This window comes from Pseudomonas sp. SLFW (genome assembly GCF_009905615.1).
GTDB lineage: Bacteria > Pseudomonadota > Gammaproteobacteria > Pseudomonadales > Pseudomonadaceae > Aquipseudomonas > Aquipseudomonas bambusae.
This window is the reverse complement of record NZ_JAAAKW010000001.1, coordinates 268,914-285,827: the sequence shown is the minus strand read 5'-3', so window position 1 is coordinate 285,827 and position 16,914 is coordinate 268,914. Positions and strand designations below refer to the sequence as shown.

The 16,914-nt window shown below is 59.8% G+C and carries 15 protein-coding genes; 4 read left to right on the top strand and 11 right to left on the bottom strand.

Annotation, left to right across the window (positions count from 1 at the left end):
- Positions 1–242 precede the first annotated feature (242 nt).
- A complete protein-coding gene (locus GVN17_RS01135; protein WP_178115692.1) occupies positions 243–2,324 on the bottom strand; it encodes a carboxy terminal-processing peptidase in 2,082 nt (693 codons plus the stop codon).
- A gap of 220 nt (positions 2,325–2,544) precedes the next feature.
- On the opposite strand from GVN17_RS01135, the gene GVN17_RS01130 reads away from it, so the two are divergent.
- Positions 2,545–3,507 carry an NAD(P)H-quinone oxidoreductase gene (locus GVN17_RS01130; RefSeq protein WP_166593387.1) on the top strand — a complete coding sequence of 321 codons (963 nt, stop codon included), beginning with the start codon at positions 2,545–2,547 and terminating at the stop codon, positions 3,505–3,507.
- 70 nt (positions 3,508–3,577) lie between these two features.
- Here GVN17_RS01130 and GVN17_RS01125 read toward each other — a convergent pair whose 3' ends face one another.
- From GVN17_RS01125 to GVN17_RS01095, 7 genes are all read right to left on the bottom strand, one after another.
- Positions 3,578–4,627 carry a hypothetical protein gene (locus GVN17_RS01125; protein ID WP_166593386.1) on the bottom strand — a complete coding sequence of 350 codons (1,050 nt, stop codon included), beginning with the start codon at positions 4,625–4,627 and terminating at the stop codon, positions 3,578–3,580.
- Between the two features lie 121 nt (positions 4,628–4,748).
- A complete protein-coding gene (locus GVN17_RS01120; RefSeq protein ID WP_166593385.1) occupies positions 4,749–5,402 on the bottom strand; it encodes an HAD family phosphatase in 654 nt (217 codons plus the stop codon).
- A 207-nt stretch (positions 5,403–5,609) separates the two neighbouring features.
- A complete protein-coding gene (locus tag GVN17_RS01115; RefSeq protein ID WP_166593384.1) occupies positions 5,610–6,599 on the bottom strand; it encodes an ABC transporter ATP-binding protein in 990 nt (329 codons plus the stop codon).
- Position 6,600: 1 nt separating this feature from the next.
- Positions 6,601–7,398, bottom strand: a complete 798-nt coding sequence (locus GVN17_RS01110; RefSeq protein ID WP_166593383.1) for an ABC transporter permease — start codon at positions 7,396–7,398, stop codon at positions 6,601–6,603.
- Positions 7,385–8,227 carry an ABC transporter permease subunit gene (locus GVN17_RS01105; protein WP_166593382.1) on the bottom strand — a complete coding sequence of 281 codons (843 nt, stop codon included), beginning with the start codon at positions 8,225–8,227 and terminating at the stop codon, positions 7,385–7,387. Before GVN17_RS01105 ends, GVN17_RS01110 begins: the two co-directional genes overlap by 14 nt.
- Positions 8,224–9,030: an alkaline phosphatase family protein gene (locus GVN17_RS01100; RefSeq protein ID WP_166593381.1), complete on the bottom strand. Its 807-nt coding sequence runs from the start codon at positions 9,028–9,030 to the stop codon at positions 8,224–8,226. Before GVN17_RS01100 ends, GVN17_RS01105 begins: the two co-directional genes overlap by 4 nt.
- Positions 9,031–9,235: 205 nt before the next feature.
- Entirely contained in the window at positions 9,236–10,312 is a 1,077-nt protein-coding gene (locus GVN17_RS01095) for an ABC transporter substrate-binding protein (RefSeq protein WP_166593380.1), read from the bottom strand.
- Positions 10,313–10,697: 385 nt separating this feature from the next.
- Here GVN17_RS01095 and GVN17_RS01090 point away from each other — a divergent pair, with 385 nt between their 5' ends.
- Positions 10,698–11,417, top strand: a complete 720-nt coding sequence (locus tag GVN17_RS01090; protein WP_166593379.1) for a UTRA domain-containing protein — start codon at positions 10,698–10,700, stop codon at positions 11,415–11,417.
- Positions 11,418–11,579: 162 nt separating this feature from the next.
- Here the strand turns inward: GVN17_RS01090 and GVN17_RS01085 are convergent, their stop codons facing one another.
- The 3 genes from GVN17_RS01085 to GVN17_RS01075 form a co-directional block, all read right to left on the bottom strand.
- Positions 11,580–12,722, bottom strand: a complete 1,143-nt coding sequence (locus tag GVN17_RS01085; RefSeq protein ID WP_166593378.1) for a hybrid-cluster NAD(P)-dependent oxidoreductase — start codon at positions 12,720–12,722, stop codon at positions 11,580–11,582.
- Between the two features lie 9 nt (positions 12,723–12,731).
- The gene (locus GVN17_RS01080; protein WP_166593377.1) at positions 12,732–13,988 is read right to left on the bottom strand and encodes an SRPBCC family protein; all 1,257 of its coding nucleotides are present in this window, start codon (positions 13,986–13,988) and stop codon (positions 12,732–12,734) included.
- 232 nt (positions 13,989–14,220) lie between these two features.
- Positions 14,221–15,189, bottom strand: coding sequence for a LysR substrate-binding domain-containing protein (locus GVN17_RS01075; protein WP_166593376.1), 969 nt, complete (start codon positions 15,187–15,189; stop codon positions 14,221–14,223).
- Positions 15,190–15,304: 115 nt separating this feature from the next.
- On the opposite strand from GVN17_RS01075, the gene GVN17_RS01070 reads away from it, so the two are divergent.
- Both GVN17_RS01070 and GVN17_RS01065 read left to right on the top strand, forming a co-directional pair.
- Positions 15,305–16,009 (top strand): TetR/AcrR family transcriptional regulator, encoded by a 705-nt coding sequence (locus tag GVN17_RS01070; protein WP_166593375.1) that lies wholly within the window; start codon positions 15,305–15,307, stop codon positions 16,007–16,009.
- Positions 15,999–16,778, top strand: a complete 780-nt coding sequence (locus GVN17_RS01065; RefSeq protein WP_166593374.1) for a pyrroline-5-carboxylate reductase — start codon at positions 15,999–16,001, stop codon at positions 16,776–16,778. The genes GVN17_RS01070 and GVN17_RS01065 overlap by 11 nt, the downstream gene beginning before the upstream one ends.
- Positions 16,779–16,914: the final 136 nt, after the last annotated feature.

The window sequence follows — 16,914 nt, the reverse complement described above, 5'->3', positions numbered from 1 at the left end:
GGGCAAGAAAAAGGGGCTCGACGCCTGGCGCCGAGCCCCGTATTTCACGACAGATTCATGACTGTTTGATGACGCTTTGCCATCACCTCGTCGTCTTTCATGATCCCACTGGACTGTAGCAGTGAGCTTGCTCGCGATATCGGTCTGCCTGATGCATTTAGCTAACCGGCCGGCCTGACGCAATCGCGAGCAAGCTCACTCCTACAGGGAGGGCGAAGGTTCGTACGCCCGTTCTGCTTTGCTCACTTCTTCGCCACTGTCCCGCTCAAACCGAGGTAGTCGAGGAGAATCCGGCCAGTCTCAGCCAGGTACGCATCGTCTTCCGGCTTGGTCTTGTCGTCGTCCACCGGCAGTGCGTCCTCGTCTTCTTTCTTCAGCTCTTTGAGCGGTTCTTCGCCCTTGGCCTTGCGACGGGTGTTTTCCATCACCAGCTGCTTGGCGTCGATGTCGGCGTGTTCGGCGCGACGCTCGGCTTCGTTGAGGCTGACGGTCTTCTCGCTCATGAGTTTCTTGGCCAGCGCGAGTTTCTGTTCGACGAACACGAACTCGGCGTCTTTGGCAGAACGCACGTCGTGACGCGATTGCAGCTGGGCCAGGAACGGTTTGAACGGGTCCACCGCCGGCTTGATCGCAGGCTTGATGGTGTCGTAGGTCATCGCTTCCGGCAGCGCGCTTTCGCCGATTTCCTTGGTGTCGATGATCGACGGGTAGGCGATGTCAGGCAGGACGCCCTGATGTTGCGTGCTCTGACCGGACACCCGGTAGAACTTCGCCAGCGTCAGTTTCAGCTCGCCGTGGTTCAGCGGCTGAATGGTCTGCACGGTGCCTTTGCCGAAGGTCTGGCCGCCGATGATCAGTGCGCGGTGATAGTCCTGCATGGCGCCGGCGAAAATTTCCGAAGCCGAGGCCGAGAGGCGGTTGACCAGCAACGCCATCGGGCCTTTGTAGAACGCGCCGCTGTTTTCGTCTTCCAGCACGTCGACCTTACCGTCAGCGTTACGCACCAGCACGGTCGGGCCTTTGTCGATGAACAGGCTGGTCAGCTCGGTGGCTTCTTGCAGCGACCCCCCGCCGTTGTTACGCAGGTCGATGACCACGCCGTCGACTTTCTCGGACTGCAATTCGGTCAGCAGTTTTTTCACGTCACGGGTCGTGCTCTTGTACTCAGGATCCCCGGCACGGTAGGCCTTGAAGTCCAGGTAGAAGGCCGGGATCTCAATCACGCCCAGCTTGTAATCCTTGCCGTCCTGATTCAGGTGCAGGATCGATTTCTTGGCCGCTTGCTCTTCAAGCTTCACAGCCTCGCGGGTGATCGACACGATCTTGGTGGTCTGGTCGTTCGGCGCATTGCTGGCCGGGACGATTTCCAGACGCACCACGGAGCCTTTCGGACCGCGAATCAGCTTGACCACTTCGTCCAGACGCCAGCCGATCACGTCGACCATCTCTTTGTCGCCCTGGGCAACGCCGATGATCTTGTCAGCCGTCGCGACTTGCTTGGTCTTCGCTGCCGGGCCTGCGGGCACCAGACGCACAATCTTCACGTTGTCGTTGTCGCTTTGCAGGACGGCGCCGATGCCTTCCAGCGACAGACTCATGTTGATGTCGAAGTTTTCCGCGCTGTCAGGCGACAGGTAATTGGTGTGCGGGTCGTAGGACATCGCGAAGGTGTTCAGGTACGCCTGGAAGATGTCTTCGCTGCGGGTCTGGCCGAGGCGCGCCAATTGGTTTTTGTAGCGCTTGGTCAGGGTTTCCTGAATCTTCGCCGGGTCTTTGCCCGCGATCTTCAGGCGCAGGACTTCATCCTTGACGCGTTTGCGCCACAGGTCGTCGAGCTCGGCTTCGTTTTTCGGCCATGGCGCATCTTTGCGATCGACCAGCAACGTTTCGTTGGTGGTCAGGTCGATCTTGTCGACGCCTTTATCCAATTGGGCCAGCGCAAAATCCAGACGCGACTTGATGCGGTCCAGATAGCGTTTGTAGATAGTGAATCCCGGATTCAGATCGCCGCTCTTGAGGAAGTCGTCGAACTGAAAGCGCCATTTGTCGAACTCGGCGATGTCGCTGGCGAGGAAATAGCTGCGCGCAGGATCGAGGAGCTTCAGGTAGCTCTGATAGATGATTTCCGAGCGTTTGTCGTCCAGCGGCGGCTTGCTGTAGTGGTGGCGTTTGAGCAACTCCACGACATTCAAGCTGGCGATGACTTCATCGCGATCAGGCTGAAGATTGTCCCAGCTGTTGGCTGCGAACGAACTGGCCGACATTGGCAATGCAGCCAGGCCAATGAGGAATGCAAGGGTGGTGCTGGGCAAAAAATGCTTCATGCTGATTCGACGCGGGGACAATTGATAACGCATATTAGGCCGTCTTTGAGGTCGCCGGTTCCCTACAGGCTCCGTGAAGACCACTGCGTTCGGCTGCCTTGTCCTGCCGTCGCACGTGGTGTATTCACACAACCTGATGCGAAACCCGGTCGCATAATGCAAAAAGCCCGAACGGCCGCGAGGCACATCGAGCTCAGTCAAGACTCACTATGGAGGCACCGTGAAAGCATTGCAAGGCGTTGAAGGTCATGTGGAATGGGTTGAACAGCCATCACCGACGCTCGATGTGGGCCAGGTTCGCATAAAGGTCGCAGCGGCCGGGCTCAATCGGGCCGATCTGTTGCAGCGCGCGGGTCTGTATCCGCCACCGCCGGGCGTCACCGAAATTCTGGGGATGGAGTGTTCGGGGGTGATCGCCGAAGTGGGGCCGGGCACCTCCTGGACCGTGGGAGACCGCGTCTGCGCGCTGGTTGCAGGCGGGGCGATGGCCGAAGAAGTCGTGGTCGACGCACGGCATGTTTTGCCGGTGCCAGCGGGCATGTCGCTGCATGAAGCGGCGGGCATTCCCGAAGTGTATGCAACGGCGTGGCTCAACCTGTTCCAGTTGGCCGGTCTGAAGCCAGGTGAAAAAGTCTTGCTGCACGCCGGAGCAAGTGGCGTTGGTTCAGCTGCCATTCAGCTGTGCAAGGCGTTCGGCAGCCCGTGCTGGGTCAGTGTTGGCTCGGCAGAGCGGCTGAAGTATTGCGAAGACCTCGGGGCACAGGGCGGGGTGATCCGCAGCGAAAGCCTGGACGGCCTCAGCGACTTCGGGCCGTTCAACGTGATTCTTGATCCGGTGGGTGCCAATTACGCCGCGCTGAACCTCAAGGTGCTGGGGACCGACGGTCGTCTGGTCCTGATCGGTTTGATGGGAGGACGCAAGGCTGAACTCGACCTGGCGCTGGTCCTCGGCAAACGCATCCAGATCCTCGGCTCGACCCTGCGCAGTCGCGACGATCAGTTCAAGGCCGATCTGCTCGCCGATCTGGGTCAGCACGTCTGGCCGCTGTTCACCGAAGGGCGCCTCAAGCCACAGCTGGCGCGGACCTTTCCAATCCTCGAAGCGGAAGAGGCTTACGCGGAACTGGCGACGAATCAGGTGTCGGGGAAGGTGGTGTTGGTGATTGATGAGCATCTGATTTGAAACATCCTCGTTGACTCCACGAACTGCCGGCTGTGTGACTCGCCCCGCCAGGTCTGGCGGGGCGCGTCGTTCAGCTAACGCCAACAACATTGGCGTTAGCGATTTGAGTGAGGGTTGATCGTTGGCCCGTGACTAGATTTTTGACGTGTCTCATGGCTATTCCTGGGGCGGCTGTGTTGGACCAGTAGTTCGCGTTGCCCATAGGGAAGGTGTTTCCGTAGAGGGCAAAGATGGCCTCAAGGGCATCAATGGAGGGAACGCTCATTCCTGCGGCGGCTGCCTTCTCTCCAGCTGTCTTGTAGTTGCCCTGAGCCAACCCCAGCACCCGTGTAACGTTTGAGACCGTCACCGAATAACTGCCGGAGCGGCCCGCGCTGTCTGTGACGGTGACCGTCACGGTTCCATTGGCCGCCGAATAAATCTTTCCATCGTTATCGGCGCGTAGTTTTGTCCCGTCGCTAGTTGCATACGTATAGGGTGGGACGCCGCTGGAGGGCGATCTCTGGGCGGTTGTCCCCGCAGGCCAAGCAAGGGGGTTTCGGCCAGGATGACCGGCCAGCCCGTAAAATCTGCCGTTGAGCGTCACGGGCGAACGGTCGAGCACGAAGTCGGGCACAGGAGACTGCACGGTAAATGTCCGGGCGGCGGATTCGGCTCCGTTGCCATAGAGCGCGACGGCTTTTAACGAGTGAGCACCCAGCGCCAACGAGCTGATGATGATGCTCCACCTGCCAGCAGAATCAGCTGTGACGGTGCCTTTCAACGCCGCCCCGTCGTAGATTTCAAGGTCTTCGCTTTCGGCCGCCCCGCCGGACACGGTGACGGTTGTGTCCGTGGTTGAGCCACCATTGGCAACTTCGCCTTTGGCGTCGCGGACGCTTGTTAACGTTGGCCTTGCCTTGGCCTCGACGGTCAGCCGCCAAGGTGTGGAAACAGGCATGCTGCCATACAGCGCTTTGGCAATCAGTTCATGTGAGGTCACGGTCAGGTTGGTGACAGCAATGCTCCATGTACCGTCTTCAGCGACGTTTGTCTTCCCTAAAGACGTGCTGCCGTTGAAGATTTCCACTTCATTCGGCGCCGAAGCAGTGAAAAGAGGTTTGGCTTTAGGCGTAGCCATGTTCGAGACTCCTGTCCATGAATGTCAGGAGTCATTGAACGCCGAGCCGGGGGCTTTTGCCTACTGTCACAAATGACAGGTCGCCCGACCGTCGGTCAGAGCTGCAATTGAGCGATCAGCCTTATTTCCAGCGATGAATCGGCCAGCCCGCCTGTTCTGCCGCTTCTTTTAGCACCGCATCGGGATTTACAACATGCGGGAAGTCGACCTTCTGCAACAGCGGCAAATCATTGCGTGAATCGGAGTAGAAACTCGCCCCTTCCAGATTCTCGCCTTCCTGATCCAGCCACTCCATCAACCGCGTGATCTTGCCTTCGCGGTAGGTCAGCACGCCGGTAGTCTTGCCGCTGTAGACGCCGTGGGCGACCTCCAGATCGATGGCCAGCACTTCGTCGACGCCGATGCGTTCGGCGATGGCTTTTACCAGATGCACACCGGAGGCGGAGATGATCAGGATGCGGTCGCCGTTGGCGCGGTGTTCGGCGATGGTGCGGGTGGCGTCGCTGAAAATGATCGGTTCGATGTAGTCCTCGACCCAAGGGCCGACGAGGAAATCCACCTCTTCAGGCGTGCGACCGATCATGGGTTCCAGGCTGAAGGCCATGTAGTCCTCCATCGCCAGATCACCTTTGCTGTAGGCCTCCATCAGCTCATGGTCTTTCTCCATGAACGACTCGGGGTCGACCCAGCCCAGACGCCCCATCTGCTCGCTCCACAAGCTGGCGCAGTCGCCGTGAATCAGGGTTTCGTCCAGATCGAAAATGGCCAGTGCCATGGTGTTGGTCCTCTTAAATCAAAACATACACAGATCGGTTGGCCTGCGCGGACCTGTAGGAGCGCGGCTTGTCCCGCGATGGACGGGGCACCCGTCCTAAAACCTGACGACCCTGCATTCCTGACACACCGCGTTTACTGAATTTGCTGCCGGTTCCCGGCAGGTCGCGGGACAAGCCACGCTCCTACAGGTACAGCGCTCAGCCAGTCACGCCACTTCACACAACGCCGACGCTTCGATGTTCAGGGTGACGCGGCGGCCGTTCGGGTGCAAGTCGTCAGCGGAGCGGTTGAGCACGTCGACCACCAGCTCCACCCCTCGCGCTTCGACGCGGTAGCGAATCACATTGCCCAGCAAACTGTGGCTGCGCACTTCGCCTTCCAGCGCGCCGGTGAGGCTCAGTTGAATGGCTTCCGGACGAATCGCCACGCGGCTGTTGATCGGGCGTTGCATCAGGCGGCTGGCGGCGTCGGCTTCGAGCAGGTTGTAGTTGCCGATGAAGCCTGCGGCAAACGCATCGACCGGCGCGGTGTACAAGGTCTCGGCGTCGCCGCTTTGCACGATCCGGCCCTGGTTCATCAGGAAAATCCGGTCGGACATGGTCAACGCTTCTTCCTGATCGTGGGTCACGAAAATCGTGGTCAGGCCCAGTTCCTGCTGAATCGCACGAATCTGTTCGCGCAGGTGTTTGCGAATCCGCGCATCGAGTGCCGACAGCGGTTCATCGAGCAGCAGCAGGCGAGGGCGGGTCACCAGCGAGCGGGCCAACGCCACACGCTGGCATTGCCCGCCCGACATCTGGTGCGGGTAACGCTTGGCCAGCTCGTTCAGCTCGACCAGCTTCAACACCTCCGCCACGCGCTGCTTGGTTTCCTCGGCGCTGACCTTCTGCATGCGCAAACCGAAGGCGACGTTCTGCTCCACGTTCATGTTCGGGAACAACGCATAGCTCTGAAACACCATGCCGATCCCGCGCTTCTGTGGCGACACGGGGACGATGTTTTTGCCATCGAGAAAAATCTTGCCGCTGGTGACCGAGGTCAGCCCGGCAATGCAGCGCAACAGCGTGGACTTACCGCAGCCGGACGGGCCGAGCAGGGTGACGAATTCGCCCTGGTTGATCACGCAGTTGATGTCGCTGAACACAGCGGTGCTGGCATAGTTCTTTTGCAGGTTTTCGACAGTGACGAAGCTCATGTCAGTCTTTGTCCTTGTTCAGTCGGTTGGCCGCCCAGGTCAGCAGCAGCACGAAGAAGAAATAAGAGATCACCAGCGCGCTGTTGAAGTGGCCGCTGCTGTTGCGCATGTTGTTGAGGTACACCTGCAGGGTCTCGTAACGGGTGCCGACCAGCAGGTTGGCGAACACGAACTCGCCGAACAGGAAGGAGAATGACAGCAGCAGGGCGATCATCAGGCCCTTGCGCAGGTTCGGCAGCACCACCAAGAACGCCGCTTGAAAGGTGCTGGCGCCAAGCAGTTGCGCGGCGTCCATCAGGTCCACCAGATTGATCGCTTGCAGGTTGTTGGTGATCGCCCGGTACATGAACGGCAGGGCCACGGTGAAGTAGCAACCGATCAGAATCCACGGCGTGCCGACCATCGCCAGCGGCCCCGAACCGTAGAGCTGCAACAGCCCCACCGACGACACCACCGGCGGCACCGCGAAAGGCAGCAGGATGAGGATGTTCATCAGCGCGTCGAGTTTAGGGAAGTGGTAATGCACCACGAACAACAGGGGCAGAACCAGCACCACCGAGAGGATCAGCGCGCCGACGCAGACCAACAGCGACTGGGCGAAGGCCATCAGAAAGCGCGGGTCGCTCCACAGCGCCACGTACCATTTGTAGGTGAAGCCTGCGGGCAGAATGGTCGCCGACCAGCTGGTGGCGATCGAATACACAAACGTGCCGAGCAACGGCGCCAGCAGGATCAGAAACAGGATGTACACCACCACGCGGTGGTAAAGCCCGACCGGGCCGTGTTCAGCGCGAGACATGGTAGCTCCTCTTCAACAGCCACTGATGGACGACGGTCACGAGGGTCATCATGCCCACCAGAATCATCGCCAGGGCGCTGGCCATGTTCGGGTCCAGCGTAATGTCCCCGGCCACCATCGCGGCAATGCGGATCGGCAGCACGTTGAAGTTACCGGTGGTCAGCGCGTAGACCGTCGCATAGGCGCCAAGTGCGTTGGCCAGCAGAATCACGAAGGTGCCCAGCAGGGCAGGGGTCAGCACCGGAATGCCGATGTGCCGCCAGAAATCCCAGCCGCTGGCGCCGAGCAGCGAGGCCGATTCGCGCCAGTCGTCACGCAGCGCGTCGAACGCCGGGTACAGCAGCAACACGCCGAGGGGAATCTGGAAGTAGGTGTAGAGGATGATCAGGCCGGTCTTCGAATACAGGTTGAAGTCGTCGATGATCCCGGCCTGCTTGAGGATCAACGTCAGCGCGCCGTTGAAGCCCAGCAGAATGATGAAGGCGAAGGCCAGTGGTACGCCGGAAAAGTTGCTGGTCATGTTGGCGAAGGCGCTGACGAAATCCCGCAGCCGCGAGGGGACTTTGCGCAGCGAATAACTGCCGAGAATCGCGATGACGATGCCGATCAGGCTCGACCAGAAACTGATCTCCAGGCTGTATTGCATGGCCTGTCGGTAGAAGCGCGAGTTGAAGGCTTTGACGAAGTTGTCGATGCCCCAGCCGACGTCCGAATGCAGGCTGTTGATCGCGACCCACGCCAGCGGCGCGATCTGAAACGCGATGAAGAAAATCGCAAACGGCACCAGGCACAAAAGCCCCAGCCATTTGCCGCGACTCTGTGAATTCACTTGAGCACCTCTCTGCAGACGGGTTTGTCGTGGGGCACGCCGAGCAGCTGGCAGACGGTGCCGCAGATCTCGGTCTGTTTCGGTTGCGCGCCGGGGTCGAGGCTGAACGCGTCGCCGATGACGAACAGCGGCACCTCGCGTTCTTCCGGCAGGATGCCGTTGTGGGAGCGGTCGTTGTTCATGCCGTGGTCGGCGGTCACCAGCACTTGGTAGCCCGCGTCGAGCCAGCGTTGCAGGTACTCGGCGAGGATGATGTCGGCCGAGCGCGCGCTGTTGCGGTATTGCGGGGTGTCGAGGCCGTGTTTGTGTCCAGCGTCGTCGATGTTCATCGGGTGGATGAACAGGAAATTCGGCTGATGCGCGGTTCGCAGATGCTCGGCATCGTCGAACAGATGGGAATCGGGGTAGTGATCGACGTAGTAAAAATGGCCGTGCTGAATCGGTAGATCGATGTCATCGGTGTGGCGATCACGGGCGGCGATGAAGGGGCTGCGGTTGTACAGCTCACTGACCCAGTGATAGGCCGCTGCGGCGGTGTTCAACCCGGCGGCTGCGGCGTAGTGAAAGACGCTGCGCTGGTTGGACAGACGGGAAACGTGGTTGTGCACGATGCCGCTGTCGATGGGCGGCACGCCGGTCAGGATGCATTCGTAAAGGGGGCGGGACAGGGCAGGCAGCTCGCATTCCAGCTTATAGAGCGCGGCGCGACCTGCGTTCCGGTACGCCAGCAGATGCCCCATCGCATGCTGCGCCACGCTGTAACTCAGGCCGTCCAGCAGGATGAGGATGACGTTGTGTTTCATGCGCGCTCCGGGAGGGGGGGGCTGGGGTTCTGTATTTCTACAGCAGACCTGACACCGATTTTCTGTAGGAGTGAGCTTGCTCGCGATCTCGGTGGGTCAGGCTCTGTTGAGGTCTCTGGACGAACCTCATCGCGAGCAAGCTCACTCCTACAGGGGACGTGTGGCGTTACACATAGCGCTTCATCCCTGAAGCGCCACTGGGGTCTTACTGCATCTCTACGATGACCTGCTCGTTCCACTGCTGCGGCAGGGCTTTCGAGGTTTTTTCCCACGCGTCTGCGTTTTTGATCGGCTGCGGATTCGCCTTGACGTATTGCTCGGACGGGATCAGGTTTTTCGCGATTTCTTCCGGCAGCTTCAGACCGGTTTCAGCGCGAATCGGACGGGCGTTGCCCTTCGCGAGGTTGATCTGACCTTCGTCACTGAAAATGTATTCGCGGGTCAGCTTGGCGGCGTTCGGGTGCTTGGCGTATTTGTTGATGATGGTGGTGTAGCCGGATTTGACCGAACCATCGGACGGGATCAGCACCACGTAGTCATCCGGGTTGGCCATCTTGGCCTTGTAGCTCAGGCCGTTGAAGTCCCAGACGATGCCGACTTCCACTTCGCCTTTTTCCATGGTCTGGATGGTCGGGTTGTTGATGCCCAGGCGTTTCTGTTTCGCCAGTTCCGTGAACAGTTGCAGGCCAGGGGCGATGTTGGTTTCGTCGCCTTTCATGGCGATGGCGGCGGCCAGCACGCCGTTCGCGGCTTGAGCGGCGGTGCTCACGTCACCGATGGTGACTTTGTATTTGCCGTCTTTCAGGTCAGCCCAGGACTTCGGCACATCGGAACCGTGCAGCAGCTTCTTGTTGACGATGAACGCGATGGTGCCGGTATAGGCCAGTGCCCAGTGACCGTCTTTGTCCTTTGCCCAATCCGGGATTTGACTCCAGGTGGTCGGTTTGTACGGTTGGGTCACACCCTTTGTGACGGCGATAGGGCCGAACGCGGCACCCACGTCACCGATGTCGGCACTGGCGTTGTCTTTCTCCGCATCGAACTTGGCGACTTCCTGCGCCGAGCTCATGTCGGTGTCCATGTGCACGAGGCCGTACTTGGCGGTCAGGTCGGTCCAGGTGCCTTTCCAGTTCGCCCAGTCATCGGGCATCCCCACACTGTTGATCGCGCCTTCGGTCTTGGCCGCAGCTTCCAGCGTCTTAAGGTCGGTGTCCGCGGCCATGGCCGATGTGCTCAGCGCGATGGCCGAACCCAGGAGTGATGCCAGCAAAAGGTGTTTCATTCGAAGCTCCTTTGGTCACTTCTCGACCTCGATTGGAAAAGGGTCGGGGAAGCGGTGGTTGCGGGTGGGTGTCTCTAATAGTTTGGTCTAGGTCAGCAATACCTGAGCCAAGTTAGGCGAGCCTCATGACACTTTCGTGTCTGGACCGTCTTTTGCTTGAATGACGCCAGGCAGGGGGTACGGCTGTGGAATAAGCGTAGACCATGGCCAAGTGGCTGATCTGAAAAGGTTAACGTCTTTTAAATGGCTGATTTTTCAAGCCGATCGCGGTGGAATGTCACGGAACAGTCATCTAGGCTGCCTAGGCTCTGGGTCATTGAAGCGGGCGCTTGAGCGGTACGCTTTGCCCCCGATTAGCGCTGGTCTAGTCCAGATAGGTAACGCAATGCGCCAAGATGTGCCCCGTGCGGTGACGACCATCTGCAATGCCCTGCAAGAGCAGATCGAACACGGTCTGTTGCCGCCTGGCAGCAAGTTGCCCGCCGAACGCAAACTCAGCGAAGTCTTCGACACCACGCGCATTACCTTGCGCGAGGCGCTGGTGCAGCTGGAAGCTCAAGGGCTGATTTATCGCGAAGAGCGCCGAGGCTGGTTCATCTCTCCACCGCGTCTCGCGTACGACCTGATGCGCCGCAGCCACTTCCATGCGATGGTCGAAGCGCAGGGCAGGGTGCCCGCGACCCAAGTGATTTCTGCCCGGTTGCAGCCTGCGTCCGCAGCGATTTGCGGGTGGCTGCAACTGCCAGCCTTGTCCAGCGTGATCCAGATTTGCCGCGCCCGACGCATCGATGAGCGCTTGGTGCTGTACGTCGAGCACTGCCTCAACCCCGAGTATTTTCCGCAGATTCTGGACTTCGACCTGAACCAGTCCCTGACCGAACTCTACGCCCGCCATTACGACATTCGTTACGGCCAGGTGCGATTTGAGATGGTGCCGACGGCGTTACCTGTTGAGGCAGCGGCAGCGTTGAAAGTGTCGATCGGCAGCCCTGGGTTGCGGATTGCCAGGGTCAACCATGACCAGCGCGGACGGCTGATCGATTGCGACCTGGAGTATTGGCGACACGATGCGATTCATGTGAGCGCGGTGGTGGGTGAGCGCTGAGCGCGCTTGGTCTGGCAGGTGTACGCAACCTCCCCTGTGGGAGCGAATTCATTCGCGATTCGCCCGTGCAGGCCACACATCTCTATCGCCTGACACATTTTTCGCGAATGAATTCGCTCCCACAGAGGGACCCATGCAGGCCCGACGGGATCGTCCAATGACCTACAAATCAATCACCAGATCAGACGTCGGCTTGCTGCAACACAACAACCGCAACCCCTTGTCGATTTCCCGTTGGCGAATCCCGCCGTTGTGATTCATCTCCACCGTCCCTTGCAGCAACGAAGTTTTGCAGGTGCCGCACACGCCCTGGCTGCACGACGACGGCACGATGGCCCCGGCCTTTTTCGCTGCTGACAACACGGTCTGCGTTGCGGGCATGCTGAAGGTCTTGCCGGAGCGGGACAGGGTGACGGTGAACAGCTTCTCCCCCTGCTCGACACTTGGGGCGGCCTCGATCAACGGCTCTTCTATCAGCGCCGCAATGTCGAAGCTCTCTTCGTGATAATGGGCGAAATCGTAACCGCCGTTTTTCAGCAGCGCCTTCACCGCGTCCATGTAGCCCTTTGGCCCGCAGGTGAAAACCTCGCGCTCTTTGAAATCCGGCACAGCCTCACTCAGCAGCTCCAGACTCAGGCGACCGACCGGCCCCTTCCAGTCCACGTGAACCCCCAGGCCCTCGCACACATTCAGCACCCGCAGTCCGGGCATCAACGCCTGCATGCGGGTCAGTTCTTCGTGAAAGACGATATCGACGGGCGTCCGCGCGCTGTGCACGAACACGACATCCAGCTGCGCCGACAGGTCGAAACCGGCGCGGGTCATGGACATCAACGGCGTCACGCCCGACCCTGCCGAGAGGTACAGCAACTTGGCGGCGGGATGACCGACCGGAGTAAAACTGCCAGCTGGTCCTGAAGCCCCGAGCGTATCGCCCGCCCGCAGATTGTCGTGCAGCCAGTTCGACACCACGCCATTCGGCACACGCTTGACCGTGATCGAGAACGAGAACGGCCGCGTGGGTGATGACGACAGCGTGTAGCAACGGGCGATGGTCTGCCCGGCGATCACCGGCGAAATCGTGATGAATTGGCCCGGCTCGAAACTCAGCGCGTTGAAGTCCGGGCAGCGAAAGCTGAAAGTCTTCACGTCATGGGTTTCGTCGCGCACGTCGCAGCACAGCAGGGTTTTCTGCTCGCCGCTGTTCCATTGCGCGCCGTACGCCCCCCAGGTGTCTGCGTCGGTGAAGCGTTGCTGCGAAGACGTGTTACCGAGGTGAGTAGGCAAAGTCTCGAATCGGGTCATGATCATTCCTCACACACCGTGGGCCGCAAGCCGCGCGGCGTACCAGCGCGAAAACTGATCGACATAGGATTCAGTGAACGCCGAAAACGGGCCGGGCGAATACGCAGGGTCTTGCGTGCCGCTGTGGGTGATCGCCACCAGATCGGCGTCTTGCAGGTTGGTGGCGTTCCACACTTCCACCAGCCTGTCGACGTTGTAATCCACGCCCTCCACGGCGTCAGCGTTCACCAGCCATTTAGTGCGCACCAGGGTTTTGCCTGGTTCCAGCGGAATGATGTAGGCAATCACCGCGTGATCGCTCATCACGTGGGTCCAGGAGTTGTGGGTCCACAGGTGCACATCGCCCAGGTCGCGGCGAGTCAGGTCGCCAAACAGCTTGGTGCAGGCGACGCGGGTGTCGAGGGTTTGCGATTCGCCATTGCCAGCGATCACCAAACGCTGCGTACGAAATTGCGTCACGGCGTCCACGTCCAGATGCTCGACGGCGTCGCAGACGAAGCCTTCGTCCTCCCAGCTTTTCTTCGCAGCGGCGTTGCGCTGTTCGTATTCGTCCAGGGCTTTAAGGGATTCTTCGCTCAAGCCATCTGCGCAAAAGCCGAAGTCTTCCGGCAGGAATGAAGCAGTGAGTTCCGGGTGAGTGCCCGCGCAGTGATAACACTCGCGGTTATTCTCGATGACCAGTTTCCAATTGCCGTTCTCGATGATTTCCGATTCATGGGCAATTTTGGTGTAGGTCATGTTGTACGGCGCAAACCGCGGAGTCAGGGTCTGTTCCAGGTGCGCAATGTCTTCCGGCGGTTGTTCGCCGAGACACACGAATATATGTGCGCCGACCACTTTGGTATGAACGGGAATCAAACTTCTGCAGTTGGCATTGAAGTCTTTACCCATGTGCGCGGCATGTTTGAGGCTGCCGTCCAGGTCGTACGTCCATTGATGATAAGGGCAGACCAACATGCCCACCGTGGACTTGCCCGCCGGTTTCAACCGCGCCCCGCGATGGCGGCAGACGTTACGAAACGCCTGAATCTGCTCGTCATCATCGCGTACCAGCAGGATCGAGGATTTGCCAATGTCGATGGTCGAAACATCGCCCGGCTCGGGAATATCCGCCGTCACACCGACCAATATCCAGTGCTGGTTAAAGAAGATATGGACATCGTTTTCAAAGATGTCCTCACGACCGAATAGCGCGCCGTTCATGCCATGACCGGGCGTTCGCGTGGCAACTAACTGGCGATGGAAATCGACGGCGGCAATGCTCATGACTGCACCTCAGAGGCTGGATCTTATAAGGGGATGTGTTCGATGAGCCCAGTATCGAGAGGGCAGAAAAAAGCGTCAACGCGCTATATTTTCAGGTTCGCATAGCTGGAAGTTATGCGATGTGGCAGCGTGGCGTGCGGGCAGTGGCTATCTCATCGGCGCCGCCGTCTGTAGCAGTCCGGCTTGCCGGCGGCAGCGGTTTTCAGGACGCCACCGCCGGCAAGCCGGACTGCTACAGGGCATCGTGCATGCCGTCGCGCAACCATTCCACCAACCCCTGCACCAATGGCGTGGCCTTGCGCCCGTTGGGCACGACCACGTAATAGGCATCCTTGGGCCTGACCACGTAGGACGTCAGCCGCACCAATTCCCCTCGCGCCAGTAATGGCTCCAGCAGCCGATTCCAGCCCAGCGCCACGCCATGCCCTTGCAATGCAGCCTGGATGGTGTCGGTGTAGGAGCTGCAACGCAGGGCGTATTTGAGGCGGGGACGCTCGTCGCCCAAGGCTTTGAACCAGCCATTCCAGGTCATCCAGCCTTCCAGCGTGGCGTCGGAATCGATCAGCTCCACGTGCATGAAATCTTCCGCCGAAATTGGCGCGGTATGGGTCGCCAGCCAGCCCGGCGAACACACCGGAAACACCTCTTCGTCAAGCAGGAAAATCGACGTACCGTCATCCCATTTGCCATCGCCGTAACGCACCGCCAGGTCGATGTCGTCGCTGCGCAAATCCGGGGTGAGCATGTGGGTGACCAGCCGCAAATGCAGGTTCGGTTGCTCTCGTCGCAAGGCGCCCAGGCGCGGCAGAATCCGCAGCTGTGAAAACGCCGAGGTGCTGGCGAGGACGATTTCCTGCTCGCTGATGCCTTCGTGAATCTTGTCGAAGACTCCTGCGACCCGTTGCAGGGATTCGGACGTCACCGAAAACAGCGTGTAGCCCTCGCTGGTCAGCTTGATCGCCCGGTGCAGGCGATGAAACAGCCGAGTGCCGAGGGTTTCTTCGAGAAAGCGAATCTGCTTGCTGACCGCCGCCTGCGTCACCCCTAACTCCTGCGCCGCGAGGGTGAAGCTGCTGAGCCTGGCGACAGCCTCGAACACCAGCAGCGCCGTCATTGACGGGATCAGGCGTCGGTAGCCTTTGACCTTCTTCGAGGGCTCTTCTTTTAGCGGCGCTGCTTGAGGGGGAGAGTCGGACTGCATAAGCGCGCCAGGTGCGGGGTGATTGACACAGCGTCATTCGAATGTACACGGATGTACATCAAAGAAGCGGGGGCGTACAGTTCATTCACTCACAATCGAACAAAGGCGACATCAGATGTCGGTATCAGGCAAGGAACGAGGCAAATCCCAGGACTCCGGCTGGCGCGGTTCGCCCGAAGGATGGCTGGAAGCTGCCTACGACGCCTTGAAGGAGTCCGGTGTGGACGCCGTGCGCGTCATGCCGCTGGCCAAGCGCCTGAACCTCTCCCGCACCAGCTTTTATTGGTTCTTTCAGGACCGCGAACAATTGCTGGCCGCCTTGCTGGCCCGCTGGAAGGACAACAACACCGGCGGCATGGTCAAGCAGTCCGAAGGGTATGCCGAAAACATCACCGAAGCGATCCTCAACGTTTTCGAATGCTGGCTGAACCCCGAGCTGTTCGATTCCCAATTCGAATTCGCAGTGCGCAGCTGGGCCTTGCAGTCCGAGGAAGTGGCATCGGAAATCGCCGCTGCGGACGACTCACGTATCAACGCACTGGCGGCGATGTTCCGCCGCTTCGGCTACGACCCCGACGCCGCTGACACACGGGCGCGGACGATTTATCTGACGCAGATCGGTTACATCTCGATGAAGACCAGTGAAGATATCACCGAGCGTTTCCGACGCATCCCGCATTACGTGGCGATCTTCACCGGCAAGGCCCCGAAACGACGGGAGCTGGACCGTTTCTATGGCGCCTTCGGTTACGCCGAAAAAGAACCGGGGGAATTCGTGCCCCTCGCCGAGACGTTCGAAGAGACCGCCCATGGCAACTGAACGCGTCGGCATCATCGGCGGCACTGGCTGGTTGGGTGGCGGGCTGGCTCACGCATTGCTCGACACGGGGTTCATCCCGGCGAACCAATTGATCGTGTCGAACCGTTCGGGCAGCCACCCGTTGGCGGACACTGGCGCGCAGGTGCTGGCCGACAACCAGGCGTTGGTGGAAGCCAGCGATGTGGTGATCCTTTCCGTGCGCCCCGAACAGTTCAAGGCACTGAACATTCAGGCAGCTGGCAAGCAGGTTATTTCGCTGATGGCGGGTGTCACGTCTCAGGCGATCAGCGCCGCGACCGGGGCCTCCGTCATTGTTCGCGCGATGCCCAATGCGGCGATTGAAATCCGCCAGTCGTTCACGCCCTGGCATTGTGCTCAAGGGCTGGACGCGGTTGAGGTGGCGTTCATTCAGGGGCTGTTGGAGTGCGTGGGTACGGCCAGTCGGGTGCCGACGGAAGACGGCATCGATTATTTGAGTGCGCTGTCCGGCACCGGGCCGGCGTTTCCTGCGCTGCTGATGACGGCGTTGACGCGGCAAGCGGTGATCGCAGGCATTCCTGAAGACGTCGCACGACAGGCGGCGAAAGGAGTGGTGGTGTCGGCGAGTCAGTTGCTGGCCAATCACGATCCCCAAGGGATGATTGATGCGTTGGTGGCGTACAAAGGCGTGACGGCCGCGGGGTTGCAGAGCTTGATCGAGGCAGGGTTTGAAGAGCAGATAGGCCGCGCAGTGCAGGCCGGGGCGGATATCGCACGGAAAGGCATGTAATGCGCGGTATTCACATCACTGGATGGCCCTGTTTATCTGAATGAAACACGCCCCCTGTGGGAGCGAATTCATTCGCGAGGGGCCAGGTCAGACTATGCATCTCTATCGGCTGATTTATTTTTCGCGAATAAATTCG

Coding starts and splice junctions, on each gene's coding strand:
- GVN17_RS01135 (WP_178115692.1), bottom strand. CDS start 2,324: ATGAAGCATTTTTTGCCCAGCACCACCCTTGCATTCCTCATTGGCCTG.
- GVN17_RS01125 (WP_166593386.1), bottom strand. CDS start 4,627: ATGGCTACGCCTAAAGCCAAACCTCTTTTCACTGCTTCGGCGCCGAAT.
- GVN17_RS01120 (WP_166593385.1), bottom strand. CDS start 5,402: ATGGCACTGGCCATTTTCGATCTGGACGAAACCCTGATTCACGGCGAC.
- GVN17_RS01115 (WP_166593384.1), bottom strand. CDS start 6,599: ATGAGCTTCGTCACTGTCGAAAACCTGCAAAAGAACTATGCCAGCACC.
- GVN17_RS01110 (WP_166593383.1), bottom strand. CDS start 7,398: ATGTCTCGCGCTGAACACGGCCCGGTCGGGCTTTACCACCGCGTGGTG.
- GVN17_RS01100 (WP_166593381.1), bottom strand. CDS start 9,030: ATGAAACACAACGTCATCCTCATCCTGCTGGACGGCCTGAGTTACAGC.
- GVN17_RS01095 (WP_166593380.1), bottom strand. CDS start 10,312: ATGAAACACCTTTTGCTGGCATCACTCCTGGGTTCGGCCATCGCGCTG.
- GVN17_RS01090 (WP_166593379.1), top strand. CDS start 10,698: ATGCGCCAAGATGTGCCCCGTGCGGTGACGACCATCTGCAATGCCCTG.
- GVN17_RS01085 (WP_166593378.1), bottom strand. CDS start 12,722: ATGACCCGATTCGAGACTTTGCCTACTCACCTCGGTAACACGTCTTCG.
- GVN17_RS01080 (WP_166593377.1), bottom strand. CDS start 13,988: ATGAGCATTGCCGCCGTCGATTTCCATCGCCAGTTAGTTGCCACGCGA.
- GVN17_RS01075 (WP_166593376.1), bottom strand. CDS start 15,189: ATGCAGTCCGACTCTCCCCCTCAAGCAGCGCCGCTAAAAGAAGAGCCC.
- GVN17_RS01070 (WP_166593375.1), top strand. CDS start 15,305: ATGTCGGTATCAGGCAAGGAACGAGGCAAATCCCAGGACTCCGGCTGG.
- GVN17_RS01065 (WP_166593374.1), top strand. CDS start 15,999: ATGGCAACTGAACGCGTCGGCATCATCGGCGGCACTGGCTGGTTGGGT.